Origin of the sequence: Aeromonas mytilicola subsp. aquatica (assembly GCF_044336385.1) — a bacterium.
Taxonomy (GTDB): domain Bacteria; phylum Pseudomonadota; class Gammaproteobacteria; order Enterobacterales; family Aeromonadaceae; genus Aeromonas; species Aeromonas rivipollensis.
Genome location: NZ_CP172298.1, coordinates 3979903 through 4005838, shown reverse-complemented (window position 1 = coordinate 4005838; position 25936 = coordinate 3979903). Strand labels below are relative to the sequence as shown.

Annotated in this window: 27 protein-coding genes; 23 read left to right on the top strand and 4 right to left on the bottom strand. The window is 59.5% G+C overall.

The window, feature by feature from the left end:
- The first annotated feature begins 14 nt into the window (after positions 1-14).
- From ribF to ACFWHB_RS18240, 11 genes are all read left to right on the top strand, one after another.
- Entirely contained in the window at positions 15-989 is a 975-nt protein-coding gene (gene ribF, locus ACFWHB_RS18290; RefSeq protein WP_234676016.1) for a bifunctional riboflavin kinase/FAD synthetase, read from the top strand.
- On the top strand, positions 989-3850 hold the full coding sequence (gene ileS / locus ACFWHB_RS18285) for an isoleucine--tRNA ligase (protein WP_395949005.1): 2862 nt from the start codon (positions 989-991) through the stop codon (positions 3848-3850). The genes ribF and ileS overlap by 1 nt, the downstream gene beginning before the upstream one ends.
- The gene (gene lspA / locus ACFWHB_RS18280) at positions 3850-4362 is read left to right on the top strand and encodes a signal peptidase II (RefSeq protein ID WP_139743717.1); all 513 of its coding nucleotides are present in this window, start codon (positions 3850-3852) and stop codon (positions 4360-4362) included. Before ileS ends, lspA begins: the two co-directional genes overlap by 1 nt.
- On the top strand, positions 4359-4811 hold the full coding sequence (gene fkpB, locus ACFWHB_RS18275) for an FKBP-type peptidyl-prolyl cis-trans isomerase (RefSeq protein ID WP_395949003.1): 453 nt from the start codon (positions 4359-4361) through the stop codon (positions 4809-4811). Before lspA ends, fkpB begins: the two co-directional genes overlap by 4 nt.
- Positions 4811-5746, top strand: coding sequence for a 4-hydroxy-3-methylbut-2-enyl diphosphate reductase (gene ispH / locus ACFWHB_RS18270; protein WP_395949002.1), 936 nt, complete (start codon positions 4811-4813; stop codon positions 5744-5746). The genes fkpB and ispH overlap by 1 nt, the downstream gene beginning before the upstream one ends.
- Positions 5747-5856: 110 nt before the next feature.
- Positions 5857-6264, top strand: a complete 408-nt coding sequence (tppA, locus tag ACFWHB_RS18265; protein ID WP_163135572.1) for a type IVa pilus pseudopilin TppA — start codon at positions 5857-5859, stop codon at positions 6262-6264.
- A gap of 3 nt (positions 6265-6267) precedes the next feature.
- The gene (gene pilV / locus ACFWHB_RS18260) at positions 6268-6831 is read left to right on the top strand and encodes a type IV pilus modification protein PilV (RefSeq protein ID WP_163135571.1); all 564 of its coding nucleotides are present in this window, start codon (positions 6268-6270) and stop codon (positions 6829-6831) included.
- Complete coding sequence (locus ACFWHB_RS18255) at positions 6828-7823, top strand: PilW family protein (RefSeq protein WP_395949001.1); 996 nt, start codon at positions 6828-6830, stop codon at positions 7821-7823. The genes pilV and ACFWHB_RS18255 overlap by 4 nt, the downstream gene beginning before the upstream one ends.
- Positions 7820-8263 carry a type IVa pilus pseudopilin TppD gene (gene tppD, locus ACFWHB_RS18250; protein WP_106884984.1) on the top strand — a complete coding sequence of 148 codons (444 nt, stop codon included), beginning with the start codon at positions 7820-7822 and terminating at the stop codon, positions 8261-8263. The genes ACFWHB_RS18255 and tppD overlap by 4 nt, the downstream gene beginning before the upstream one ends.
- Before the next feature lie 11 nt (positions 8264-8274).
- Complete coding sequence (locus ACFWHB_RS18245; RefSeq protein WP_395949000.1) at positions 8275-11853, top strand: pilus assembly protein; 3579 nt, start codon at positions 8275-8277, stop codon at positions 11851-11853.
- Positions 11850-12134, top strand: coding sequence for a TapY2 family type IVa secretion system protein (locus tag ACFWHB_RS18240; RefSeq protein ID WP_262113501.1), 285 nt, complete (start codon positions 11850-11852; stop codon positions 12132-12134). Before ACFWHB_RS18245 ends, ACFWHB_RS18240 begins: the two co-directional genes overlap by 4 nt.
- A 13-nt stretch (positions 12135-12147) precedes the next feature.
- Here the strand turns inward: ACFWHB_RS18240 and ACFWHB_RS18235 are convergent, their stop codons facing one another.
- A complete protein-coding gene (locus tag ACFWHB_RS18235; RefSeq protein WP_106884981.1) occupies positions 12148-12657 on the bottom strand; it encodes a GspH/FimT family pseudopilin in 510 nt (169 codons plus the stop codon).
- 138 nt (positions 12658-12795) lie between these two features.
- Here ACFWHB_RS18235 and ACFWHB_RS18230 point away from each other — a divergent pair, with 138 nt between their 5' ends.
- The 4 genes from ACFWHB_RS18230 to luxS all read left to right on the top strand — a co-directional run bounded on the left by ACFWHB_RS18230 (position 12796) and on the right by luxS (position 15948).
- Positions 12796-14418 (top strand): NAD+ synthase, encoded by a 1623-nt coding sequence (locus ACFWHB_RS18230; RefSeq protein ID WP_163154498.1) that lies wholly within the window; start codon positions 12796-12798, stop codon positions 14416-14418.
- Positions 14419-14427: 9 nt separating this feature from the next.
- Positions 14428-14766 carry a nitrogen regulatory protein P-II gene (gene glnB / locus ACFWHB_RS18225; protein WP_025325723.1) on the top strand — a complete coding sequence of 113 codons (339 nt, stop codon included), beginning with the start codon at positions 14428-14430 and terminating at the stop codon, positions 14764-14766.
- A gap of 61 nt (positions 14767-14827) precedes the next feature.
- A complete protein-coding gene (locus ACFWHB_RS18220; RefSeq protein WP_163149504.1) occupies positions 14828-15421 on the top strand; it encodes a transglycosylase SLT domain-containing protein in 594 nt (197 codons plus the stop codon).
- A gap of 17 nt (positions 15422-15438) precedes the next feature.
- Positions 15439-15948, top strand: a complete 510-nt coding sequence (gene luxS / locus ACFWHB_RS18215) for an S-ribosylhomocysteine lyase (protein WP_106884978.1) — start codon at positions 15439-15441, stop codon at positions 15946-15948.
- Between the two features lie 60 nt (positions 15949-16008).
- On the opposite strand, the gene ACFWHB_RS18210 is transcribed toward luxS, so the two are convergent.
- The gene (locus tag ACFWHB_RS18210; RefSeq protein WP_162520008.1) at positions 16009-17031 is read right to left on the bottom strand and encodes a GGDEF domain-containing protein; all 1023 of its coding nucleotides are present in this window, start codon (positions 17029-17031) and stop codon (positions 16009-16011) included.
- A 133-nt stretch (positions 17032-17164) separates the two neighbouring features.
- Here ACFWHB_RS18210 and rnr point away from each other — a divergent pair, with 133 nt between their 5' ends.
- The 5 genes from rnr (at position 17165) to ACFWHB_RS18185 (ending at position 22297) form a co-directional block, all read left to right on the top strand.
- Entirely contained in the window at positions 17165-19531 is a 2367-nt protein-coding gene (gene rnr, locus ACFWHB_RS18205; protein WP_395948999.1) for a ribonuclease R, read from the top strand.
- Positions 19528-20277 (top strand): 23S rRNA (guanosine(2251)-2'-O)-methyltransferase RlmB, encoded by a 750-nt coding sequence (gene rlmB, locus ACFWHB_RS18200; protein ID WP_163156688.1) that lies wholly within the window; start codon positions 19528-19530, stop codon positions 20275-20277. Before rnr ends, rlmB begins: the two co-directional genes overlap by 4 nt.
- Before the next feature lie 10 nt (positions 20278-20287).
- Positions 20288-20854 (top strand): Crp/Fnr family transcriptional regulator, encoded by a 567-nt coding sequence (locus ACFWHB_RS18195; RefSeq protein ID WP_395950221.1) that lies wholly within the window; start codon positions 20288-20290, stop codon positions 20852-20854.
- A 56-nt stretch (positions 20855-20910) separates the two neighbouring features.
- Positions 20911-21363, top strand: a complete 453-nt coding sequence (locus ACFWHB_RS18190; RefSeq protein WP_395948998.1) for a GNAT family N-acetyltransferase — start codon at positions 20911-20913, stop codon at positions 21361-21363.
- Positions 21364-21460: 97 nt separating this feature from the next.
- Positions 21461-22297 carry an EamA family transporter gene (locus tag ACFWHB_RS18185; protein ID WP_395948997.1) on the top strand — a complete coding sequence of 279 codons (837 nt, stop codon included), beginning with the start codon at positions 21461-21463 and terminating at the stop codon, positions 22295-22297.
- Between the two features lie 27 nt (positions 22298-22324).
- On the opposite strand, the gene ACFWHB_RS18180 is transcribed toward ACFWHB_RS18185, so the two are convergent.
- Together ACFWHB_RS18180 and ACFWHB_RS18175 are read right to left on the bottom strand one after the other, a co-directional pair.
- Entirely contained in the window at positions 22325-23173 is an 849-nt protein-coding gene (locus ACFWHB_RS18180; protein WP_392417481.1) for a hypothetical protein, read from the bottom strand.
- Between the two features lie 113 nt (positions 23174-23286).
- Positions 23287-24510, bottom strand: a complete 1224-nt coding sequence (locus ACFWHB_RS18175; RefSeq protein ID WP_392417484.1) for an Nramp family divalent metal transporter — start codon at positions 24508-24510, stop codon at positions 23287-23289.
- 236 nt (positions 24511-24746) lie between these two features.
- On the opposite strand from ACFWHB_RS18175, the gene rpsF reads away from it, so the two are divergent.
- The 3 genes from rpsF to rplI are packed head-to-tail and all read left to right on the top strand — an operon-like array spanning position 24747 to position 25892.
- Positions 24747-25133: a 30S ribosomal protein S6 gene (gene rpsF, locus ACFWHB_RS18170; protein ID WP_005331771.1), complete on the top strand. Its 387-nt coding sequence runs from the start codon at positions 24747-24749 to the stop codon at positions 25131-25133.
- Positions 25134-25165: 32 nt separating this feature from the next.
- A complete protein-coding gene (rpsR, locus tag ACFWHB_RS18165) occupies positions 25166-25396 on the top strand; it encodes a 30S ribosomal protein S18 (RefSeq protein ID WP_005313392.1) in 231 nt (76 codons plus the stop codon).
- Positions 25397-25445: 49 nt separating this feature from the next.
- The gene (gene rplI / locus ACFWHB_RS18160; RefSeq protein WP_005331773.1) at positions 25446-25892 is read left to right on the top strand and encodes a 50S ribosomal protein L9; all 447 of its coding nucleotides are present in this window, start codon (positions 25446-25448) and stop codon (positions 25890-25892) included.
- Positions 25893-25936 lie beyond the last annotated feature (44 nt).

Below are 25936 nucleotides of genomic sequence, written 5' to 3'. Positions count from 1 at the left end.
CGCACAAGGCACTGATGGAACTCATTCGCGGCATTCACAATATCAAGCCCCATCATCGGGGCTGCGTATTGACCATAGGCAACTTCGATGGGGTTCATCAGGGCCACCATGCGGTGCTGGCCCGACTGCAGGAGAAAGCCGCCCAGCTTGGCCTGCCCGCCTGCGTCATGCTGTTCGAACCGCAGCCCCTTGAGCTGTTTGCGGGGGACGCCGCTCCTGCCCGTCTCAGCCGTTGGCGGGAGAAGTACGAAGCGCTCAAGGGGATGCAGATAGATCGCATGCTCTGTGTGCGGTTCACGCACCGCTTCGCCGAGCAGGCCGCCAGCAGCTTCATCGAGCAGTTGCTGGTGGAGAAACTCGGCGTGCACTACCTGGTGGTGGGGGATGATTTTCGCTTCGGCAAGGGGCGGGAGGGGGACTTCCACCTGCTGGAGGAGGCGGGTCATCGCTTCGGCTTCGAGGTGATCAGCACCCAGAGCTTCCAGGTCGAGCGCCAGCGGGTCAGCAGCACCTTGGTGCGCGAGGCCTTGAAGGCGGGGCGTATGGCTGAGGTGGAGCTGATGCTCGGCCGTCCCTATGCCATCAGTGGTCGGGTGGCCCATGGCGACAAGCTGGGGCGCACCATAGGCTTTCCTACCGCCAATCTCGCGCTCAAACGGCAGGTGATCCCGGTCGGTGGCGTGTTCGCGGTGGAAGTGTTATGTTCCGGCAAGACCTTCCCCGGTGTCGCCAATGTGGGTGTACGGCCGACCTTGAGCGGTACACAAGCCAGATTGGAAGTACATCTATTTGATTTTTCTGGTGATCTATACGGTCAGCAGGTCAAGGTGCTGCTTCGCCACAAGCTGCGCGAAGAGCAGAAGTTTGCCTCTTTCACCGCCTTGAAAGAGCAGATCGAACGAGATGCCCTGGCGGCCCGAGCCTGGTTCGGGCTGCCACCATTCAATTTACCCAGCACTCTTTTAGAAAAGAAGGGAACCCAGGACTGATGAGCGACTATAAACACACCCTGAATCTGCCGGAAACCGAGTTTCCGATGCGTGGCGATCTGGCCAAGCGTGAACCCAACATGCTCAAGCGTTGGTACGATCAGGATCTTTACGGCGCCATTCGCCGCGCCAAAGCGGGCAAGCCTTCTTTCATTCTGCATGATGGCCCTCCCTACGCGAACGGCAGCATTCACATCGGTCACTCGGTCAACAAGATCCTCAAAGACATCATCATCAAGTCCAAGGGCCTCTCCGGCTTCGATTCTCCCTATGTGCCTGGCTGGGATTGTCACGGTCTGCCCATAGAGCTGAAAGTGGAAGGCATGGTTGGCAAGCCGGGTGAGAAAGTCTCCGCTGCCGAGTTTCGCGCCGAGTGTCGCAAATATGCCAAAACCCAGATCGAAGCGCAGAAGACCGACTTCATCCGTCTGGGTGTGTTGGGTGACTGGGAACACCCCTACCTGACCATGGACTTTGGCACCGAAGCCAACATCATTCGTTCCATGGCCAAGATCGTTGAAAATGGCCACCTGCACAAAGGCTCCAAGCCGGTGCACTGGTGTACCGATTGCGGTTCTGCGCTGGCAGAAGCGGAAGTGGAGTACTACGACAAGAATTCCCCCTCCATCGATGTGCGCTTCAAGGCCGTCGACGAGGCGATAGTGGCTGCCAAGTTTGACTGTCCCGAAGGTCACACCGGCAAGGGCCCGCTCTCTGCCGTGATCTGGACCACCACCCCCTGGACCCTGCCGGCCAACCGTGCCATCGCCATGCACGCCGATCTGGACTACGCCCTGGTACAGGTGGAAGGTGACAACCCCGAGCGCCTGATCCTGGCCGCCGAGCTGGTCAAGGACGTGATGGACAGAGCCGGTATCGAGAAGTTCCACAACCTGGGCTATGCCAAGGGTGCGGCGCTCGAGCTGCTGCGCTTCAATCACCCCTTCTACAGCTTCGACGTGCCTGTCGTACTGGGTGACCACGTCACCCTGGATGCCGGTACCGGCGCCGTTCACACCGCCCCTGGCCACGGTCAGGAAGACTTCGTGGTCGGTCAGAAGTACGGTCTGGAAGTGGCCAACCCGGTTGGCAGCAACGGCGTTTACCTGCCGGATACCGAGCTGTTTGCCGGCCAGCACGTGTTCAAGGCCAATGCGGCCGTGGTCGAGGTGCTGACCGAGCGTGGCGCCCTGCTGCATCACAAGGTGTTCAACCACTCCTACCCCCATTGCTGGCGTCACAAGACCCCGATCATCTTCCGTGCCACCCCCCAGTGGTTCATCAGCATGGAGCAGAAGGGATTGCGCAAGCGCGCGCTGGAAGAGATAGAGCGCATCGAGAAAGATGGCATTGCCCAGCACGGCCAGAGCGGTTGGGTACCGGCATGGGGCAAGAACCGCATCCAGGCCATGGTCGAGAACCGTCCTGACTGGTGCATCTCCCGTCAGCGTACCTGGGGCGTGCCCATCTCCCTGTTCGTTCACAAGGAGACTCAGGCGCTGCACCCTGAATCCGTGCGCCTGATGGAAGAGGTGGCCAAGCGGGTCGAACAGTCCGGCATCCAGGCCTGGTGGGATCTGGACAAGGCCGAGCTGCTGGGCAGCGACGCCGACCTGTACGACAAGGTGCCCGACACCCTGGACGTCTGGTTCGACTCAGGCTCGACCCACTCCTCAGTGGTCGATGCCCGTCCCGAGTTCAACGGCAACCCGGCCGACATGTATCTGGAAGGCTCTGACCAGCACCGCGGCTGGTTCATGTCCTCCCTGATGATCGGCGTGGCCATGAAAGACAAGGCTCCCTACAACCAGGTGCTGACTCACGGCTTCACCGTGGACGGTCAGGGCCGCAAGATGTCCAAGTCCATCGGCAACGTGGTCAGTCCGCAGGACGTGATGAACAAGCTGGGCGCCGACATCCTGCGCCTGTGGGTAGCGAGCACCGACTACACCGGTGAGATGACAGTCTCCGACGAGATCCTCAAGCGCTCCGCCGATGCTTATCGCCGTATTCGCAACACAGCCCGCTTCCTGCTGGCCAACCTGAACGGTTTCAATCCGGCGACCGACATGGTGGCGCCTGCCGACATGGTGGTGGTGGATCGTTGGGCCGTGGGCCGTGCCAAGGCGGTACAGGCCGAGATCATGGCGGCGTTCGATGAGTACAATTTCCACGGCGTGACCCAGAAGCTGATGCAGTTCTGCTCCATCGAGATGGGCTCCTTCTACCTGGATGTCATCAAGGACAGGCAGTACACCGCCAAGGCGGACAGCCTGGCTCGTCGCTCCTGCCAGACCGCCCTCTATCACATCGCCGAGGCCATGGTGCGCTGGATGGCGCCCATCATGAGCTTCACCGCCGACGAGATCTGGGCTCTGCTGCCGGGTGAGCGCGGTGAGTTCGTCTTCACCGAAGAGTGGTACGACGGCCTGTTCGGGCTGGAAGCGGGTGAAGTGCTGAACGACGATTTCTGGGCAGAGATCCTCACAGTGCGTGGTGAAGTGAACAAGGCGCTGGAAGCCGCCCGTGGCGAGAAGCGCATCGGTGGCTCCCTGCAGGCCGAACTTACCCTGTTCGCCAAGCCCGAGCTGGCTAAGCGGCTGAATGCCCTGGCCGATGAGCTGCGCTTCGTGCTGCTCACCTCCAAGGCCAAGGTGGTGGTGGCTGACACAGCACCGGAAGGTGCCGTTGCGACCGAGCGCGATGATCTGTGGCTGAACGTGGCCCAGTCTGCTGCCGCCAAGTGCGACCGCTGCTGGCACCATGTGGAAGACGTGGGCACCATAGCCGGTCACGAAGAGATCTGTGGCCGCTGCGTCACCAACGTCGAGGGTGACGGCGAAACGCGTCAATTTGCCTGATGAACATGACCAATAACGCTCTTCATAACAAAACGGGCCTGCGTTGGCTGTGGCTGGCGGTGCTGGCCTTCGTACTAGACCAGGCGAGCAAGCTCGCCGTGGTCAAGTTGCTGCCGTTTGGCTATCCGGGGGTGGAGATCACCCCCTTCTTCAACCTGGTGCACGTCTACAACAAGGGCGCAGCGTTCAGCTTCCTGGCCGATCAGGGGGGCTGGCAGCGCTGGTTCTTCGCGGTCTTGGCGTTTGCCATCTGTGGGCTGCTGACACACTGGCTGCGAAAGCAGTCGGTCACCCAGCGCTGGAGCGGCATCGCCTATTCGCTCATCATCGGCGGAGCCCTTGGCAACGTCTTTGATCGCCTGGTGCTGGGCCACGTGGTCGATTTTCTCGACTTCTACTGGCAGCGCTCCCATTGGCCCGCATTCAACCTGGCGGACAGCTTCATCTTCATCGGTGCCGCCATGATAGTGTTGGAAGGTTTTCGCTCCGAAAAACAGAAGGAGACGGCATGAGCCAGGCCATAGGCGCTGACAGCAGCGTACTGTTCCACTTCTCCATCAAGCTGGAAGATGGCTCGGTTGCCGACAGCACGGCGCTGCACGGCAAACCGGCCCGCCTGCGAATGGGCGACGGCAGCCTGACATCGAGCTTCGAGCAGTGCCTGCTGGGGCTTAGTCAGGGGGAGAGCAAGAGCTTCACGCTGGCGCCGGAGCAGGCGTTCGGTCACTCCAATCCCGACAACATCTACCATCTGGACAGAGCCAAGTTCGGTGCCGATGTGGAGCCCAAGATTGGCACCATCATCCTCTTCGACCAGCCCAATGGCAGCGAGCTGCCGGGCATCATACGGGCGGTGGAAGGGATGTCGGTGACGGTCGACTTCAACCACCCGCTGGCGGGTCACACCGTCACCTTCGAGGTGGAGATCCTGGGCGTGGATGACGAGGAAAAGGTGAGCTGATGGATATTTTGCTGGCTAACCCACGTGGTTTTTGCGCCGGTGTCGACCGTGCCATCAGCATAGTCGAGAGCGCGCTTGAGAAGTTCGGGGCACCCATCTATGTCCGTCACGAGGTGGTGCACAACCGCTATGTGGTGAACAAGCTGAAAGAGGCGGGAGCCGTATTCGTCGAGGAGCTCGACGAGGTGCCGGACGACAGCATCGTCATCTTCTCCGCCCACGGCGTTGCCAAGACGGTGCGCGAGATGGCCAAGTCCCGTGCCCTCAAGGTGTTCGATGCCACCTGTCCGCTGGTGACCAAGGTGCACATGGAGGTCCATCGTGCCAGCCGTAAGGGCTCCGAGGCCGTGCTCATCGGTCACGCCGGTCACCCCGAGGTGATTGGCACCATGGGGCAGTACGAGAATCCGGAAGGGGGTATGTATCTGGTGGAAACGCCGGAGGACGTGGCCAAGCTCAAGGTGAAGAACCCGGACGATCTTTGCTTCGTTACTCAGACTACGCTCAGCGTGGATGAGACCTCGGACGTTATCGATGCCTTGCGCCAACACTTCCCGAAAATTCAGGGACCGCGCAAGGATGACATCTGTTATGCCACCCAGAACCGTCAGGATGCGGTGCGGGAGATGGCGGGGCTGGTGGACGCCATGCTGGTAGTGGGGTCACGGAACTCCTCCAACTCCAACCGCCTGCGCGAGCTGGCCGAGAAGGTGGGGGCGCGAGCCTACCTCATCGACGATGCCACCATGATCGAACCGGGCTGGCTGGACGATGTTGAACGTATCGGGGTGACGGCGGGAGCCTCTGCTCCCGATGTGCTGGTTCAGAATGTCATCGCCCGTCTGCGCGAGCTGGGTGGCAAGATAGTGACCGAACACCCGGGTCGCGAAGAGAACGTGGTCTTCGAGGTGCCGCCAGAGCTTAGAATCATTTGAATGTGGCCAGGATGGCCTAAGAATAAAGAGTGATGTTCCTGATGCCGGATTTGTTGTTGCGACCTATCCGGCATTAGACTAACAAGACCGCCAGTCACCAAGGATGGGATATGATTGGGTTCTATCGAGGCTTTTCCCTCATTGAATTGATGATTGTCGTCGCCATAGTGGCGATTCTTGGCACCATTGCTTATCCCTCATATCAGCGCTATCTGCTGGCCAGCCACCGTATTGATGCCAAAAAGATGCTGTTGGATGCCGCCAACAGACAAGAAACCTATTTTATGGACTTCAATAGGTACGCCTCCTCCGCTGCCGACCTGAATATCACTGACAACTCCGAGTCCGGCTTCTACCATCTGGTCATCTCTGCCGGCACCAATACTTTCATTCTCTTTGCCACGGCTTCCGGCGCACAAGGCTCCGATAGCGACTGCATCATCTTCTCCATCGATCAGGATGGCACCAGAAGTGCCACCCGACTCGGCGATACCGCCAACGACGCCTGCTGGGACTAGCCGATGAAACTTCAACGCCGTCGCCAGATGACCGGATTCAGCCTGCTGGAGGTGATGATAGCCGCAGTGGTGCTCTCCTTTGGTCTGCTGGGGCTGGTTGGCATGCAGGCCACGGCCAAATTCTCCGGCTATGAGGCCCGACAGCGTACCATTGCCAACTGGCTGGCAAATGACCTCGTTGAACGTGCCAGGATCAACCAGGACAGCTGGACTGCCCAGGGCACGACCGTCGTATCAGGCAACACTATCCTGAACATGCCGAGTTGTGCCAACAGCAATGGCACCATGTCGGATTGCAGCAGGACCGAACGGCAGGCGCTGGATCTCTTCTATTGGCAACAGTCCCTGCTGGGTTCTGCCGTGTCCGGTGCAGCCTCATCTCTGCAGGCTCCGGTCGGCTGCGTGATCCGCGGGGCCAACAACAGCCTGACGGTGGGGATCTTCTGGCGCGGCCGGGAGTCTCTGTCTGATGGCGCCGATGCGGTTACCGCCGTGCGCAACAGTTGTGGACTTGGGAATGCCGCAGATCGGCAGAGGCGTCAGTTCGTGCTGACGACCACCCTATGAACGCCCGTGGCTTTACCCTGGTCGAGTGGCTGATCGCCATGCTGATCGGAGTATTTCTGATCGGTGGTGGCCTGAGCATCTTCGTAGCCTCTCGGGCCACCACTGAGGATGCCTTCGATCAGAGCGAGCTGCAGGAAAATGGCCGTATCGCCATGCGCCTGCTCACTCAGGACCTGAAATGGGCTGGCTTTTGGGGGGACTATACGGGTTCTCCCATGGCCGTGGGGCAGGGGGTTACGCTGAGTGCTGGGTCTAGTGTGCTTGCCGCAAATGATTGTCTGGACAATCTTGGGCGAGGCAGCCTGCCACCCAGTGTGGGAACAAATCGGGGGATCTGGGTCGCAGGGGTGGACAACAGCAGGGCGATTACGGGAGGGGCTTTTGCCTGTATCCCCGTGGCTTCGCGTGTCGCCAATTCGGATGTCATCAGCATCAAACGGCTGATTGGTCTTCCGCTGGCGGATACCGCCGCTACTGGCAATCGCTTTTATCTCGCCACAACGACCCAGGCTGCCCAGATGTTCAAGGGGGGAGAAACGGTCCCCGCTATGACGCCGGAGCGTCAGCTCTGGGAGTATCAGCACTTTATCTATTACCTTTCTCCCAATGCAGCAGGCAACCCTGAATTGAGAAAGCGTTACCTGACCGCAAATGGCGGATCGGTATTGATCTCCGGCCCCATGGCCGAAGGAATTGAACGGATGACGGTGCTGTTTGGTGTCGACGACAGCCCGGTGCCGGATGGTGAAATTGACCGTTATGTCGCGACCGCGAATGTAACTGAACAGGAATGGAGTGAAGGTCGGGTCGTGGCGGCACGCATCTTTATTCTGGTGCGCTCACTGCAAGCATCCAGCAGTTATGTGAATAACAATGTTTATCAGGTTGGCAGCACTAGCGTATCAGGCAATGGAGATGGTTTCCGCCGTCTGTTACTGGAAACCAGTGTATCGCTGCGCAATCCTGCGGTAATAGTGGGAGGTGGAGCATGAGATCCCAGCGCGGTGTGGCTCTGATCGTCGCCCTGATCATTTTGCTGCCCCTTACCCTGATTGCCGTGGTAGTGATGCAATCTTCGGGGCAAGACCTCAAGATGGCAGGCTCGTCCGCCAGCTTCCGACAGGCGGAGCATCGGCTAGAAGGCATCATCGAAGCGGCGATGCAGAGCAACAACATATCGACTGTGATTGCCGGCATGGGCGCCACTCTGGGGGCCAGTGCGGCGATCAGCGTCAATAGCAGCAATGCTTCGGCGGCTGTCGCTCTTACTAATCGTATCGAAACCGTGTGCAAGCGAAAGATTGACGCCAGCAGCAGCAATGTGATTCCTGCGTGCAAGTATGTCGAGCTGCAGGCCAATGTGAATTATGGAAAATATGTTCGCCCGTTGACTTGGATTGCGGGTGTAGAACAACCACTGCTCACCGAATAGGAGCGAAGGATATGTGGCTACGACGACTTGGGGTGATTTTATGCTGGTGTAGCCTTGTGTTTGGCATTACATCGACGAGAGCCGATGACACCGAGCTGTTTATTTATGACTTCAACAAGGCAGGGGACTTTCGCCCCAAGGTGCTGCTGATATTCGATAACTCAGGCAGTATGGCTGACACCATGGAGCAGATCAAAGAGGTCTATAATCCTGCTACCGTGTATCCTGCATTGAGCAATGATCCTGATTCTAATAATAGTAAAAAGTACATTTACTATTCAACCGATGGCAGTATTCCTGCTATTAACACCAGCAGGCGATTCTCCGACAAGCTGAATGCTTGTGCGACTTCAAAAACGCCATTGTCGAATATTGGTTATTTTCAGTCGCAAATGTGGAGTTATGAGGTTACGAATGGTAACCCACCAGGAAGAGGGCGGGGTGAATGGAATTCGCTCAGCGGTGATCAAGAGAACAATATCAATCTGGTAGATTGCAAGCAGGATATTACAGCAAGCAACCCGGCCAACCCCTACAGTGGAAGCTGGACGGTTGGGGCTGGTTATCCAGTAGACAAGGACAGTAGTAGAAGCGGCGAGTGGTTTTATACGGCCAATAAAAATAATGCCGTCAATGCCAGCAATACAGCTGTGACTATTTATTCTGCCAATTATATCCGCTGGTATCATGGTCCAACCGGATACTCAGTGGAATCTCGACTCCGCATTGCCAAAGATGCAGTGAAAGGTTTGATTTCATCCACACCTGGGGTGGATTTTGGTCTGGCGGTATTTAATAGGAATAATGACACTGATAATAATGGCGGGCGTATTGTCAGAGACATATTAGGCAGTGAGGTCACACTGGCAAATGGCAAGACGGGGGAGCAGGATCTGTTGGATCGGGTCGAAGCCCTGACTGCCAGTACCAATACTCCGTTGTGTGAAACATTGAGAGAGGCATATCAATTCTTTGGGGGCAAGACCGTTGTGTATGGACTGCAAGGCAGCCCGAGAGATACTGCAGCCGAGAGCCCGACTGGTACCTATGAGGCTCCCTATGATAATTGTTCAAACAACGGTTACGTTATTTATATCACCGATGGTGAGCCGACTCAGGATACCTCTTCAGATACCTTTGTGCAGGGGTTGATTAATACCCTGAGCACGGATGAAAAGGCAGCCTATGGGACTGTGGTTTCTTATGGTTCTGGAAGAAACAGAGAAAACAGCTATCTGGCTGCCTTGGCTGGTTATATGAAGCACAAGGATGTCAATGCTGTTTCACCAGGCACCCAGACTGTGACCACCTTTACTGTCGGATTCGGTGATGAGGCTATCTCGGGGGCGGGTAATCTGCTGGCGGAGACGGCTAGGCGGGGAGGTGGTGAGTACTACCCAGCGACCGATGCCTCAGCCTTGACCGATGCGCTAAAGGCCTCTTTGCTGGCGATCCTGCGCATCAATACCTCACTGGTGTCCCCTGCGATTGCCAGCAACAATTTCGACCGGACCCGTAGTCTCAATAACATCTATTACGCCATGTTTGAGCCGGACGACGGGCCCAGATGGCGGGGCAATCTGAAGAAATTGGTATTTTCTCCGGACGGTTATGTTGCGGATAGCCGAGGTCTGCCCGCCATCAAGTTTGATGGAACCATCATCGACAGTGCCCAGACCTTCTGGTCATCCGGCCGTGATGGCAACAAGGTGGCTGAAGGCGGTGCCCAAGAAATGCTGGCGGCAAAAAGCAATCGAAACCTCTATGTCATCAATAATGCCCAGAATCGGCTCGATGCGCTCACCAAGACAAATCTGGTGACGCAGGCGGGCAGTGAGGCGGCACTCATGACTTTCATGCAGGCAGGCAGTACGACAGAACTCGATTCCCTGATCGACTGGACCAAGGGGTTGGATGTCGACGACGAAGATTTTGATACGTCGACCCTGATACGCAGCCACATCATGGGAGACCCTCTGCATTCTCGGCCGCTGGTGTTGAACTATGGCCCTCAATCCGGCAACCCGGCCGATGCGCCTGATTTGCGGATCTTGTTTGGGACCAATGCGGGCTTCCTTCATATGTTTAAGGATATGGGCAGCACCATAGATGAGAGTTGGGCCGCCATTCCCTATGAGTTCTTGCCCAACCAGAGGGCATTGCGTATCAACGCCGAATCTGCGGAGCATATTTATGGTGTTGACTCCTCTCCTGTCGCCCTTATCAAAGATGCCAATCGCAATGGGGTGTTGAAATCGTCCGAGAATGATTTTGTTTGGGTGTTCACCGGATTGAGAAGCGGTGGAAAGGCATATTACGCCTTTGATATCTCCAGCCCCAATACTCCAACGCTGAAATGGCGTCTGAACTCCCAAACGACGGGCTTCGGCGAGCTGGGGCTGACCTGGTCGGTGCCTGAAGTCGCCTTTGTGCCAGGAGTCACCACGCCGGTCCTGATTTTTGCTGGCGGTTATGATGTGAACAAGAGTGCCCAGGGGTTGGGGGCGAATGACAGCATGGGTAGGGGGATCTACATCGTGAATGCTGAGACGGGGGCCCTGGTGTTCAGTGCGACCCCGGCAGCCACCTCAACCACGAATCTCCAGGTCACAGGGATGACCGACAGCATGCCGGGGTCGGTAGCGACCCTGGATAGCGATGGTGATGGCAAGACCGACCGCATCTATGCGGGGGATACCGGAGGTAATATCTGGCGGATGGATCTCCCGAATGCCACCAAATCAGATTGGCGGGTATTCAAATTTGCCAGTCTGGGATCTGACAGCACTCAGGCCGCCGATCGCCGCTTCTTTACGCAACCTATAGTGGTGCGCACCATCAACAAGGAAGTGACACGTACAGTGGTGGGGGGAAATACGGTCTATTCCTATCAGGATCGCCCCTTTGATGCGGTGCTGATCGGCAGTGGTGATCGCAATCGGCCATCCTCGGAAGCGACTGTCCGCAATGGTTATTTCATGTTGCGTGACTATGACGTCATGCCCCGTGCAACTACTGCGCAGGCCAGAAATCCCATCCTGATTACCGATCTCTACGACGTGACCTCAGACCCCCTGTCGGCACAGACGACCAGTGATGATGTTCTGGCGACCAAGGCGGGAATCACCACCGCCAAAGGTTGGGTCAACTGGTTGAACGAACCCGGCGAGAAGTCCATGGGGGCGGGGGTGGTGTTGCAGGGCAAACTTTACTTCACCTCGTTCCTGCCGCAGGTGCAGTCCTTCCAGCAATGCACCATTCAGTCTATAGGTGCGGCGCGTCAGTACATGGTGGACATGCACTATGGCAGCTCCTTCCGTTATGTGGTCGATCTCGATGGCAATGAAACGCCGGAACGCTACGTGGAAGTGCAAAACAAGGTGGCGGATGATCTGGTGGTGCATGCAGGGGATGATGCCAAGGTCCGTATCATTGGAGGAGGTGTTGGGGAGGAGGTGATTCTCAAGGACGAGGGTGACGGTGAGCCGGAGCGTTGTACTGGTGCCGGGGAGTGCAACCAGGGCGCGGAAGAGGCGGAAATGGACATGTCGCCCAAGAAAATTTACCTGTATGAAGGAGAGGCGCAATGAAACCACTGAGTACGGTGTTGGGCCTGAGCCTGTTGTTATCGGGAGCGGCGCTGGCGGAGGACATGAAGTGCTACGCCGAGCTGGCGAATGGACAGCGAGTCGTGTTGCATGGTCCTGTGACGGATACTTCTCCTCAGGCTGTACACGAGAAATTCAAGAAGAGAGGGTATGAGGTCGACGGGGCAGTACAGCCGGTGAAGACACTGCTGGAGTGCCGCCCGCTGGGGGAGAAGTTTCAGTCAAAAGAGGGACAGCAGCAGGACGCCAGCCAGTTACGCTAGTGAGCCGACGTTTTCAGGGGCAGACGTTGGCCTGGGTTGACTGGCTGGAGCGTCCCGATTGGGCAATGACCAAGTTGACTTGGGCATTGCCTGAGCGGCAGAGGCTAATAGTGGCATTGCTGCCGAGGCTGGTGCCATCCGGGCTGAAGGTGGTGGAAATCCGGTTGTTGGAGATTGTCAGTGTTCCGGCAAATGCAGCGGTTCTGGCCAGAAATTGATCGCTGTTATTCAAGATGTTGTCTGCCGGAGCATCATTATCGACGAATACCAGCAACTGAGTCGGGTTGGCAGTGACGCAGTTGTCGCTGGCATTGGCCAGGCAGGCGGTGACTGATTGCTGGTTGTCGATGGCTTGACTGCGGGCAAAGCGCAGGTATTTCAGGAGCGTGCGTGATTCAAATCGCAAGCTGTTCTCACTGAGCAGACTCGACATGGCCGGCGCCCCAATCCCGAGCAAGATAACCCCGAGACTGACCGCTATCATCAGTTCCAGCAGAGTGAATCCTTTCACATCCTTGATCATGGCAAATATCTCCCTCGATTAGTTACATCTTATCTCCAGACAGCCAGAACACCAGCGCAAAGGCCAAGTGTTGAGCTGGCACAGCCAGCCCCTTTTCTTTATCATTCCCCATCATTTTCGAATTCAAGATGCATCGCCATGGCAAAAGCCCTCTCTCTGATGCTTGCCCAGTTAAATCTGACGGTAGGCGCTATCGAAGATAACTGTGACAAGGTGCTGGCTGCCGCCGCAGAGGCCGACCAGCAAGGAGCCGATCTGCTGGTCTGCTCCGAGCTGGCGCTGACCGGCTACCCGCCTGAAGATCTGCTGCTGCGCAGCGATCTGATGATACGAGTGGAGGCGGCCTTGGCTCGTGTCGCGGCCTGGCAGGGTCGTTGCGCCATTCTGGTGGGCCACCCCTGGCGTGAAGGAGAGGCGCTCTACAACGCAGCTTCCCTTTATGAGCAGGGCAAGCTCATCGCCCGCTACTTCAAGCAGGATCTGCCCAACTACGGGGTGTTCGACGAGAAGCGTTACTTCACCGCGGCCAGCGATACCTGCGTGGTGCCGTTCCGTGGCCACCAGCTGGGGCTGCTTATCTGCGAAGATCTGTGGCAACCGGGCCCGGCACTCGCGGCAAAGGCGGCCGGTGCCGAGCTGCTGCTCACCATCAATGCCTCCCCTTATGATCAGGAGAAACCCTGGATCCGCCGCGAGCTGATGGCCGAGCGCTGCGAGCAGACCGGTTTGCCACTGGTTTACCTCAATCAGGTCTGTGGTCAGGATGAACTGATCTTCGATGGTTGCTCCAAGGTGTTCAACGGTCAGAGCGAGCTGACTCACAAGCTGGCTCCCTTTGCCGAAGAGCTGGCGCTGGTGCGCTTTGTCGACGGTCAGCCGTTGAAAGAGCGAGAACCCGCAGCGCAGTTGGAGCCCCTGGCCGAGACCTATCAGGCGCTGGTGCTGGCGGTGCATGACTACGTCACCAAGAACGGCTTCCAGGGGGCTGTGCTGGGCCTCTCCGGTGGCATCGACTCCGCCCTGACGCTCGCCATCGCGGCCGATGCCATAGGTGCGGACAAGGTGCAGGCGGTGATGATGCCGTTCCGCTACACAGCCCAGATGAGCGTGGAAGATGCCAAGGAACAGGCAGAGCGGATGGGGGTCGAGTTCAACATCATCTCCATCGAACCCATGTTCGAAGGTTTCATGACCCAGCTGGCGCCGCTGTTCGAGGGAACCGCCCGGGATACCACCGAAGAGAACCTGCAGGCCCGCTGCCGTGGCGTGCTCTTGATGGCACTCTCCAACAAGCGTCGCCGCATCGTATTGACCACCGGCAACAAGAGCGAGATGGCGGTCGGCTATGCCACCCTGTATGGTGACATGGCGGGCGGCTTTGACGTGCTCAAGGACGTACCCAAGACGCTGGTCTTCAAGCTGTGCGAATATCGCAACTCGGTCGACTACGTGATCCCGCAGCGGGTCATCGATCGTCCCCCTTCGGCAGAGCTGGCACCGGATCAGGTGGATCAGGACAGCCTGCCTCCCTACGACATTCTGGACGCAATCCTCAAGCGCTATGTGGAAGAAGACGCCTCGGTCGCCGACATGGTGGCGGAGGGCTTCGAAGAAGCCGTGGTGCGCAAGGTGATCCGTCTGGTGGATCTCAACGAGTACAAGCGCCGTCAGGCTGCCGTCGGGCCCCGCATCACGGCTCGCAACTTTGGTAAGGATCGCCGCTACCCCATTACGTCCGGGTTCGGTAAACAGAACTGGTAAGGAGTCACCATGAAGAAGATTGAAGCCATCATCAAACCGTTCAAGCTGGACGATGTGCGCGAAGCCCTGGCCGAGATCGGCATCAACGGCATGACGGTATCCGAAGTCAAAGGCTTCGGGCGCCAGAAGGGCCACACCGAGCTCTACCGCGGTGCCGAGTACATGGTCGACTTCCTGCCCAAGGTGAAAGTAGAGCTGGTGGTGCAGGACGAAGAGCTCGACGCCTGTCTGGAAGCGATCCAGAACACCGCCCGCACCGGCAAGATCGGTGATGGCAAGATCTTCGTCTGCGAGGTGGAGCGTGTCATTCGTATCCGTACCGGCGAAGAGAACGAAGACGCGATTTGATGTGATGGATGTGCCTCGAAACGACCAAAAACACGACGATGTCACCCCCTTGATGTCAGGGATGCGTCTCGTGGTGGCGGCAGGCCTGCTGATGGCGCTGACGGCTTGCAGCTCCCGGCCACCGGCCCAGCCGGAAAACCTGTGCCAGATCTTTCGGGAGAAGCCGGAGTGGCACAAGGCGGCACTCAAGATGAACGAGAAGTGGGGGACCCCGGTGCACGTGGTGATGGCCATGATGTATCAGGAGTCTTCCTTCGTGCACGATGCCCAGCCGCCGATGCAATACTTCCTCTTCATCCCGACCGGGCGTGCCAGCTCTGCCTACGGCTATGCCCAGGTCAAGGATGAGACTTGGGACGACTATCAGCGTGAGACAGGCAACGGCTGGAGCGATCGCGACGACTTCGCCGACGCCATCGATTTCATGGGCTGGTACACTAACAAGGCGCAGCGGCTCAACGGCACCTCCAAGTGGGATGCCTATGGCCAGTATCTCAACTATCACGAAGGCTGGGGTGGCTACCGGCGTGGCAGCTACCGCAGCAAGGGGTGGCTGATGAAGGTCTCCCGCAAGGTGGAGGCCCGTGCCCAACGCTACGGCGCCCAGTATCGACAATGCAAGGATCGGCTCCCCAGCGGGGGCTGGTTCTCGTAACCAATCAGGAGTCAGAAATGCCGTTATTGGACAGTTTTACCGTCGACCATACCCGCATGGCAGCCCCGGCAGTCCGGGTGGCCAAGACCATGCAGACCCCGAGCAAGGACACCATTACCGTGTTCGATCTGCGCTTCTGCGTGCCGAACCAGGAGATCCTCTCCGAGCGCGGCATCCACACCCTCGAGCACCTCTTTGCCGGTTTCATGCGTGATCACCTGAACGGCAACGGGGTCGAAATTATCGACATTTCCCCCATGGGCTGCCGTACCGGCTTCTACATGAGCCTGATCGGCGCGCCGGACGAGGCTCGCGTGGGTGCGGCCTGGCAGGCTGCCATGAGCGATGTGCTGACAGTGCAGGAGCAGGGGAAGATCCCCGAGCTGAACGAATACCAGTGCGGTACCTACAGCATGCACTCCCTGGAAGAGGCCCATGCCATCGCCCGCCACGTGCTGGAGCGCGGCATCGGCGTCAACCACAACGATGAGCTGGCGCTGCCGGAAGAGAAGCTGAAAAGCCTCTGAGCCGACGCGGTAAAGTTGAAAAGGCCGGTCATTGACCGGCCTTTTTTGTGTCTGATGTGCTCAGGAGGGAAGCGGCATCACCCGGTTGCGACCGAGCTCCTTGGCCTTGTAGAGCAGCTTGTCGGTGCGCTCTATCAGGGCGTCTGCCGTCTCCTGGCCATTGTATTCCCCCACACCGAAGGAGGCGGTGATGTGATCGATGCGCCGGCCCGATTTGCGATCCAGCAGCGACATCCGCTCTATGACCCGGCGCAGGCTCTCCGCCATCTGGCGGGTCAGCGCCAGAGCCCGGCCCGGCACCAGCAGGGCAAACTCTTCCCCCCCGAGCCGATAGGCAGTGATGCCCTCCTTGCTGACTTCCCGCAGCCGCTTGCCGACGATGCGCAGCACCTGATCCCCCAGCAAGTGGCCATATTCGTCGTTGAAGTTCTTGAAACGATCGATGTCGGTCATGATCAACGAGAAGGGCTGCTTGTTGCGGATCAGGCTGTCCATCTCCAGATCGAAGGCGCGGCGGTTGAGCAGGGAGGTGAGCGCGTCCTCGGTGGCCATCTTGCGCGTCTCGTTCAGCGCCGCCTTTAGCTCCTTGATCTCCTTCTCGGCGCTGCTGAGCTGGTTGCGAAAGTGCAGGGTGGACATGCGCACATCCCGCGATTCGCGTACCAGCTCCCGCAAGATGGCCATGGTGTCGTCCAGGCTCAGCCCCTCGTCATCGATGAGACTCAACTTGTCGAAGCTCTTGTCGAGCATCGCCTGGAACTGGCCGGTGTCGACCAGCGCATCCTGCATGGAGTGGCCGAGCTCGTTGGCCATGGCGACCAGATTGAGCTTCATCGTCTCCATCTGCTGTTCGTCCTGGCTGGCCAGATGCTGGTGATAGAGACGCTCACAGGTGGTGAGGGAGAAGGTGCCCTGCAGTTTTATGGCGTGATCGACGGCATTGTTCAGTTCGGGCATGGCGCCGGAGACGTAGTTGTACCAGAGGTGGTAATTGTTCGGGGTGGTGGGGATTTGATACTTGATCATCAGGGGGACCGCCTGTTTCAAATAGGCGGCCGATTGGGCGAACGAGTCCTTGCTCATGAGTTCCGAGTCTCACATACCTGCAAACTTTGCCCAGTATGACAGAGAGATTGGGCAAAAGGCAGTCGATGGATGCCATTAGCTCCCCCCTTCGATATAATGTCTGCGTTACTACCTACCCTAAGGCCTGCTTATGTCTCAAAAAGATCCTTTCCTCCAACGCGAGGCCGAAAAATACGATAACCCCATCGCCAGCCGCGAGATGCTGCTGGAGCTTATCCGTGGTCATGAGAAACCCATGTCCCGGGAGGAGTTGGCCAAGGTCCTCAAGCTGACCGACGAAGAGCCGTTGGAAGCCTTGCGCCGTCGTCTGCGCGCCATGGAGCGCGATGGGCAACTGGTATTCACTCGCAACCAATGTTACGCCCTGCCGGATCGTCTGAATCTGGTGAAAGGCTATGTGCTCGGCCACAAAGATGGATTCGGTTTTCTGCGCCCCGAGGGTGGCGGATCGGATCTTTTCCTGAACAACCGCGAGATGCAGCGGCTGATGCACGGCGACTACGTGCTGGTGCAGCCGACCGAGATCGACCGCAAGGGTCGTCAGGAAGCGCGTCTGGTGCGCCTGCTCAAGGCCCGCGAGGCTGACATCGTCGGCCGCTACTTCGTCGAGAACGGGGTTGGCTTCGTGGTGCCGGATGACAGCCGCATCGGCCAGGACATCATCATCCCGGAAGGGGAGAACAAGGGTGCCCGCCAGAGCCAGGTGGTGGTCGTACGCATCACCCAGCGCGCCACCTCCCGCATCAACGCGGTCGGTACAGTGCTGGACGTGCTGGGCGAGAACATGGCCCCTGGCATGGAGATCGAGATCGCCCTGCGCACCCACGGCATCCCGCACACCTGGCCGGAAGAGGTGACCAAGGAGGTTGCCGGTCTGGGCGAGCAGGTGCCTTCGACGGCCAAAGAGGGTCGCATCGATCTGCGTGCCCTGCCGCTGGTCACCATAGACGGGGAAGATGCCCGCGACTTCGATGACGCCGTCTTCTGTGAAGCCAAGCGCGGCGGCGGCTGGCGCCTGTGGGTTGCCATCGCGGACGTCTCCGCCTATGTGAAGCCCGGTACGGCGCTGGATGCCGAAGCCTATCAGCGCGGCAACTCCGTCTACTTCCCCGAGTTCGTGGTGCCCATGCTGCCGGAGGTGCTCTCCAACGGCCTCTGCTCCCTGAACCCGCAGGTTGACCGCCTCTGCATGGTGTGCGAGATGACCATCTCCGCCGCCGGCCGCATGTCCGGTTACAAGTTCTACGAAGCCGTGATGAACTCCCACGCCCGCATGACCTACAGCAAGGTGGCGGGGATCCTGGATGGCGAGCCCAAGCTGCGTCAGCAGTACGAGCCGCTGGTGGGTCACATCGAGGAGCTGAACAACCTCTACAAGGCGCTCAAGCACGCCCGTCACCAGCGTGGCGCCGTGGAGTTCGAGAGCGAAGAGACCCGCTTCATCTTCAACGCCCAGCGCAAGATCGATCAGATAGTGCCGCTGGTGCGCAACGACGCCCACAAGATCATCGAAGAGTGCATGATCCAGGCGAACGTGGCCGCGGCCCGTTACATCGAGAAGAACGAAGCCTCTGCCCTGTTCCGGGTGCACGACCGCCCGGGCGAAGAGCGTCTGACCGGTTTCCGTGACTTCCTGGCCGAACTGGGTCTGGAGCTCAAGGGTGGCCTCGAGCCAGAGCCGAAAGACTTTGCCGAGCTGGCTGCCAAGTTTGAGGGACGCCCGGATGCCGAGCTGCTCTCCACCATGTTGCTGCGCTCCATGCGCCAGGCGGTCTATCAGGCCGACAACATAGGTCACTTCGGTCTGGCCCTGAAGTCCTATGCGCACTTCACCTCGCCGATCCGTCGTTACCCCGACCTCATTCTGCACCGCGCCATCAAGTACCAGACGGCCAAGGAACAGCAGGGCAACCTGCGCCACAAGTGGACGCCGAGCGGTGGTTACCACTACCAGCTGGAAGAAGTGGATCCCATGGGCGAGCACTGCTCCATGACCGAGCGCCGTGCCGACGATGCGACCCGCGACGTGGCAGACTGGCTCAAGTGCGAGTACATGCTGGATCACGTGGGTGACGACTTCGACGGCGTCATCGCCAGCGTCACCGGCTTTGGCTTCTTCGTGCGCCTGGCGGATATCCACATCGACGGTCTGGTGCACGTCAGCACCCTCACCAACGACTACTACCAGTTTGATCCCCTGCACATGCAGCTGATCGGCGAGAACTTCCGCCGTCGCTACCGTCTGGGTGACAAGGTGCGCGTCAAGGTGATGGGCGTGAACCTGGACGATCGCAAGATCGACTTCGTGATGGTGGAAGCGCCGCTGACCGGCAAGGATGGCAAAGAGGTGGTGCGCAAGCCCGCCAAGGGTGGCCAGCGTCACGATAAACGCAAAGAGAGCAAGGATAGCGGCAAATCCGACAAGGGTGGCCGTGCCAAGCCCAGCAACAGACGACCGAGCAAGAAGGCTCGGGACAAGACCAAGAGCACTAAATGAGTACAGAACTGATCTACGGCATTCACGCTGTATCCGCGCTGCTTGAGCGCACCCCGGAGCGTTTCATCGAGGTGTGGGCCCTCAAGGGCCGTGATGACGACCGGCTGCAACCCTTGCTGACCGAGCTGGAATCCCTCGGCATCAAGGTGCAGAGCGTGAACCGCAAGACGCTGGATGATAAAGCGGAGGGCAACAATCACCAGGGCATCATGGCCAAGGTGATAGAGGCGCCCAAACTGGCCGAGCACGATCTGGCCAGCCTGCTGGACGGCCTGGCCGATCAAAAGGCCCAGCCTTTCCTGCTGGTGCTCGATGGGGTGACTGACCCGCACAACCTCGGCGCCTGCCTGCGCAGCGCCGATGCGGCCGGGGTCCATGCGGTGATAGTGCCGCGGGACAAGGCCACTGGCCTGACCTCCATAGTGCGCAAGGTCGCCTGTGGAGCCGCCGAAGTGGTGCCGCTCATTCAGGTCACCAACCTGGCCCGCACCCTGCGTGAGTTGCAGGAGCGCGGTGTCTGGATCGTCGGTACCGCCGGCGAGGCGGACCACGACCTCTATCAGGCCAAGCTGACCGGCCCCATGGCGCTGGTGATGGGCGCCGAGGGCAAGGGGATGCGTCGCCTGACCCGCGAACATTGCGACGAACTGGTGAGCATCCCGATGGCGGGGGCGGTATCCAGCCTCAACGTCTCGGTGGCGAGCGGCGTCTGCCTGTTCGAAGCCGTGCGTCAGCGCCGCAGCTGACGCCGTGATGATGGACAGACCTCCCTTTTTCCGGGACAGGGTCACAGATGAGCAGGAGGCCAGGCGCCTCCTCTCTTTTGCCCGGCCCTTGCGGCTGGCCCCAAAAACCAGTCTCTGGCACGCCGGTGACAACCCGGATCTGCTGGTCAGGGTGGAGCAGGGGTTGCTGCGGGCCAAGGTGGTGCTGGCGGATGGGCGGGAGTACATCAAGGAGTTCTATTGGGAGGGGGACGAGTTTCTCGACTTCCATCACCTGCTCAGTGGCGAACCCGCCCGCTACAGCGTGGAGGCACTGGAACCCTGCCGCTTGCAGCTGTTCCAGCTGGCCGACCTGCGTCCGCTCTCCTGCTGGTCCGCCTGGTATCAGCACCTGCTGGCGGTGCAGCTGCGTATCAAGGAGGAGAAGGAGTTGCTGCTGTTGACCGAGAGCCCCCAAGCCCGCTACCAGCACTTCCTGCAGTGCTTCCCGGCCCTGGATGCCAGGGTGCCGGATCACCAGATCGCCGCCTATCTGGGGATCACCCCTATCAGCCTCAGCCGCATTCGCAAACGGCTTAAAAGTCTTAACCAAGGTTAATGCCGCCCTGGCGGTGCTCACCTATGCTGGCGGGCCTAACCGATAAGGAGTCGCCCATGAACTGGATCCTGAAACCCTGGTCTGAACTGACCACGGACGAGTTGTACGAGTTGCTGGCCCTGCGGGCCGAGGTGTTCGTGGTGGAGCAGAGCTGCCCCTTCCAGGATCTGGATGGACTGGATCGCCGCGAAGGGGTGCTGCACCTGCTCGGCTACGAGGGAGAGCATCTGGCGGCCTATGCCAGGATCATGGCCCCCGGCATCGGCGACGACAATGGCGCCGCCATAGGCCGGGTGGTCACATCCCCCCAGTCGAGAGGGGGCGGTCTGGGTCACAGCTTGATCGACGAGGCGGTGACCGCCTGCACGGCCCGCTGGCCGGGTCACTCCATCTGGCTCGGTGCCCAGGCTCACCTGCAGGGTTTCTATGGCCAGCACGGCTTCGTGCCGGAAGGGGAGGGCTATATCGAAGACGACATCCCTCATATGGGGATGCGCAAAGCCCCCTGAGTTGATGTCAAGTCCAGGGAGCCTTCATGAGCTGGCTCCCATATTGCTGCGACGCAAACGGGTATGATCTCACTCCCTTGTTGATTGGAACCCCGTCGTGACCCTCTCCATCTTCGCGGCCATCTTGCTGGCCGCCTTGTTGCACGCCCTGTGGAATGCGCTGGCCAAGCGCCAGGCCGAGGGGCGTGTCAGCGTGCTGCTGGTCTCCCTCTGCTCCGGCCTCTTCTCCCTGCCTTTCCTGCCGTTGGTAGGGTGGCCGGCCCCGGTCGAATATCCCTGGTTGGCACTCTCCATCCTGTTGCACTGCGGCTATTGCCTCTTTCTCGGCCGGGCCTACCGCTTGGGGGAGTTTGGCCAGATCTATCCGCTGGCCCGTGGCAGCGCCCCTCTGGTGACGCTGCTGTTCGGTGCCTTGCTGCTGGAGGAGGTGCCCGGTGTCGTGGCTGTGGCGGGGGCCATGGTGCTGGTGGGCGGAGTCTTGTTGATGGCCTGGCGTGGCGGCATCAGGCTGGCGCCTGCGGCCCTGTGCGCCGTGCTGATCACGGCGCTGTTTACCGCCGCCTATACCCTGTCTGACGGGGTCGGGGCACGCTCGGCGGGGGAGCCGATACGCTACACCCTCTGGCTCTTTACCCTGACGGCCCTGGTGATGCCGCTGCTGATGAGATGGCAGAGCCGCACCGCCTTGCGCAACCTGACCCGGGCCGAGTGGTACTCGGGCGCCCTGGGCGGCGCCCTCTCGCTGCTCGCCTATGGCATCGTCATCTGGGCCATGACCCTGGCTCCCATCGGGCTGGTGGCGGCACTGCGCGAGAGCAGCGTGCTGTTTGCCGTCCTGCTCTCCTGGCTCTGGCTGGGGGAGCGGCTGGGGAGGGTCAGGCTGATGGCGGCCTTGGTGATCCTCTGCGGCATACTGTTGATCCGGCTCGGCTGATGAGGCGAAGCCGGGTCGGTCGTCGACTCAGGGGGTGACTTCGGATAGCAGGCTGAACCCCTCCTCTGCGGGGATGAGCCGCACCCTGACCTGACCTAGCTCCGCCAGAGTGCCGGCATGGGTGCCTCCGCAGGGGATGGTCAGCTCTTGCCCTTCCAGGGTGCAGTGCCAGTAACGAGAGTCGATGATGGCCTCGCCAGCTCGCGAGCGGCGGATCTCGCCCCCCTCAGCCAGCCAGTCGGCGAGTTGCCGGTTGACCTTTTCTTCTATCAGCGCCAGATCCGCCAGCAGGGCCTCGCCGTTGACCCCCTTCTTGCGCAGGCTCTTGCCGATGCGGTATTGCTCCCGGGAGCCCATGGGCTCGACGCGCGAGCTCTGGATGGCGAGGCGGTCGAAGTCGGGCTGATCCAGCGCGTCGCGCTCGCTCACCTCCTTGCGCCAGTAAGGAACGAGCGCCTGGTTAAGGGCCAGCGCCACCAGATGGCAGCCGCTGTGGCCCAGGCTCAGGGCATGGCGGGCATCCTTGTCCACCTGCAGCTCCACCCGGCTGCCAAGGGTCAGGGGGTGGCCGCCTGCCAGCGGATGCACCACCACGAAGGCCCAGCCCTCGGCGCCCCGCTTGACCGGAATATCCTGATCCACGAACAGCCTGCCTTCCGGGCTGATGGCCCCCATCCGGCAGGGGCCCACGGCCGCCTCGCCACCATCCCAGCGCACAGTGCCCACATCCCCCGGTTGATCGGGCCAGAGGTGGCTCTGGGGGTGGAAGGGGGTGAGGTCGGTGACCAGCAGGCTGGGTTGCCCCTGATCGTAATAGACGACGTTGGCCTGTTCCTGATGATGGCCCAGCACGAAGCTGACTCGGGTATGTTCCATGGCAAGGCTCCCGCAACGAGAAAAAGAGAAGAGAAAGCGGCAGCATACGCCAAAGCGGGGACCGGCTCATTAACCTCTGTTAACGAGCCGGCCCCAAGATGGCGGAGTGAGCACTAGATCATGGTGACCAGCAGATAGGCGTTGAGACCGATCACCAGCGCGACTATGAGACGACCGACTGCCTGGGTCAGAGGATGGTTGCGATGCTCCCCCATCAGGGTGCGATCGCCGGTCAGGATCAGCAGCGGAATCAGTGCCAGCGCTATGCCAAAGCTCAGAATTACCTGGCTCAGCACCAGGATCTCGGTGGTGTTGAGCCCCATGGCGATCACCACGAAGGCGGGGGCCATGGTGATGGCCCGGCGCAGCCAGAGCGGTATGGTGAAGCGAACGAAGCCCTGCATCACCACCTGGCCTGCCAGGGTCCCGACCACTGTGGAGGAGATGCCGGACGCGACCAGGGAGAGGCCGAACAGGGTGGCGGCTGCCTGCCCCAGCAAGGGAGTGAGTGTCTGGTAGGCCGTTTCCAGCTCAGCCACCTGCTGGTGGCCCGAGTCGTGGAAGGCCGCGGCGGCCATTGCCATCATGGCCAGGTTGACGAAGCCGGCTATGGTCATGGCGATGGCCACATCGACTCGGGTGCTGTGCAGCCGCTGGGAAAGGGTTCCTTGATCCTGGGTGTGCTGGGTCAGCGCTGAGTGCAGGTAGATGACGTGGGGCATCACTGTCGCCCCCAGCACGCCGGCGGCGAGATAGACGGCATCGCCGTTGGGTAGGCCGGGGAAGAGGGCGCCTTCCAGCAGGCTGGGCAGATGGGGGCGGGAGAAGACCAGTTCGACTATGTAGGCGGCGGCCACGAACAGCAGCAGACCGCCCACCACGAATTCCAGCGGCTTCTGGCCGCGGGATTGCAGCATGAGAATGCCCCAGGTGACCACGGCCGTGATGCAGGCCCCTTCCAGCAGGGTCACCCCGAACAGCAGTTTGAAGCCCACCGCAGCGCCGATGAACTCGGCGAGATCCGTGGCCATGGCGATGATCTCCGCCTGTACCCAGTAGGCCCAGACTGCCGGTTTGGGCAGCCGGTCGCGGATGTGCTCCGCCAGATTCTTGCCGGTGACTATGCCGAGCTTGGCGGAGAGAGTCTGCACCACCATGGCCATCAGGTTGGCCCAGACCACCACCCACAGCAGTTGATAACCGAAGGTGGATCCGGCCTGGATATTGGTGGCGAAGTTGCCCGGATCTATGTAGCCGATGGCGGCGATGAAGGCGGGGCCAAGCAGGGTCAGCTTGAATTTGCGGGCCGGGATGGCCGTGGTCAATGCGGGTTGCATGGTGTCACCCTCCATAAGAGCATGGAGATAGCATAGATCTAAATGATAATTGTTATCAATTGAAGTTTTGCATCAGGGTCATCGACAAAAACATCTGTCGACGCCAGTTGCAGTGGGAGATGTGATTTCGTACAATACGCCGCCCTAGAAAGCAGCGTCTAAACACCACTATGTTCCTTGCCTCCGAGGTCTGGCTGCACCTGGGCGGAGGCTGAATTAATCCGTAAGGAGCTAAAATGCGTCATTACGAAATCGTCTTCATGGTTCATCCGGACCAGAGCGAGCAAGTACCTGGCATGATCGAGCGTTACACCGGCGCTATCACCACCGCTGGTGGCACCATTCATCGCCTGGAAGATTGGGGCCGTCGTCAACTGGCTTACCCGATCGACAAGCTGCACAAGGCTCACTATGTTCTGATGAACGTAGAAGCCGAGCAGGCCGTTATCGACGAACTGGAAACCAACTTCCGCTTCAACGATGCCGTTATCCGCAACATGATCATGCGCACCAAGCACGCCGTGACTGAAGTTTCTCCGATGGCCAAGGCCAAGGAAGAGCGCTTCACCCGTCGTGACGACGAGCGCCGCGAAGATGCTGTTGAAGCGTCTTCCGAAGAGTAATTCTTAGATCACCGCATTAGAGGATAAAGGCCATGGCACGTTATTTCCGTCGTCGTAAGTTCTGCCGCTTCACCGCCGAGAACGTTACCGAGATCGACTACAAAGATATCGTTACTCTGAAAAACTACGTCACTGAATCTGGCAAGATCGTACCGAGCCGTATCACCGGTACCCGCGCCAAGTATCAGCGTCAGCTGGCACGCGCCATCAAGCGTGCTCGTTACCTGGCTCTGCTGCCGTACACCGATCTGCACAACAAGTAAGAATCGGTCCGGCACTTAAGCCTAACTCAACTTTTATAGAGGAAAGGTAATGCAAGTTATCCTGCTCGACAAAATCGCCAAACTGGGCGGTCTGGGTGATCAAGTAGCTGTTAAAGCTGGCTACGCCCGTAACTATCTGATCCCGCAAGGCAAAGCCGTTATGGCTACCAAGGCCAACATCGAGACCTTCGATGCTCGCCGTGCTGAACTGGAAGCCAAACTGGCTGCCGGTAAAGCTGCCGCTGAAGAGCGCGCTGCCAAGCTGGGTGAACTGGCTGCCGTTGTCATCGCCTCCAAGTCTGGCGACGAAGGCAAGCTGTTCGGTTCCATCGGTACCCGTGACGTGGCTGAAGCCATCACTGCTGCCGGCGTCGCCGTTGCCAAGAGCGAAGTCCGTATGGGCAACGTTCTGCGTAACACCGGCGAGTACGAAGTTGTTGTTCAGCTGCACGCTGACGTCAAGGCAACCGTACAGATCCAGGTTGTTGCTCTGTAATAGCGATTCGCTTTGCAGAAAAAACCCGCGCACATGCGCGGGTT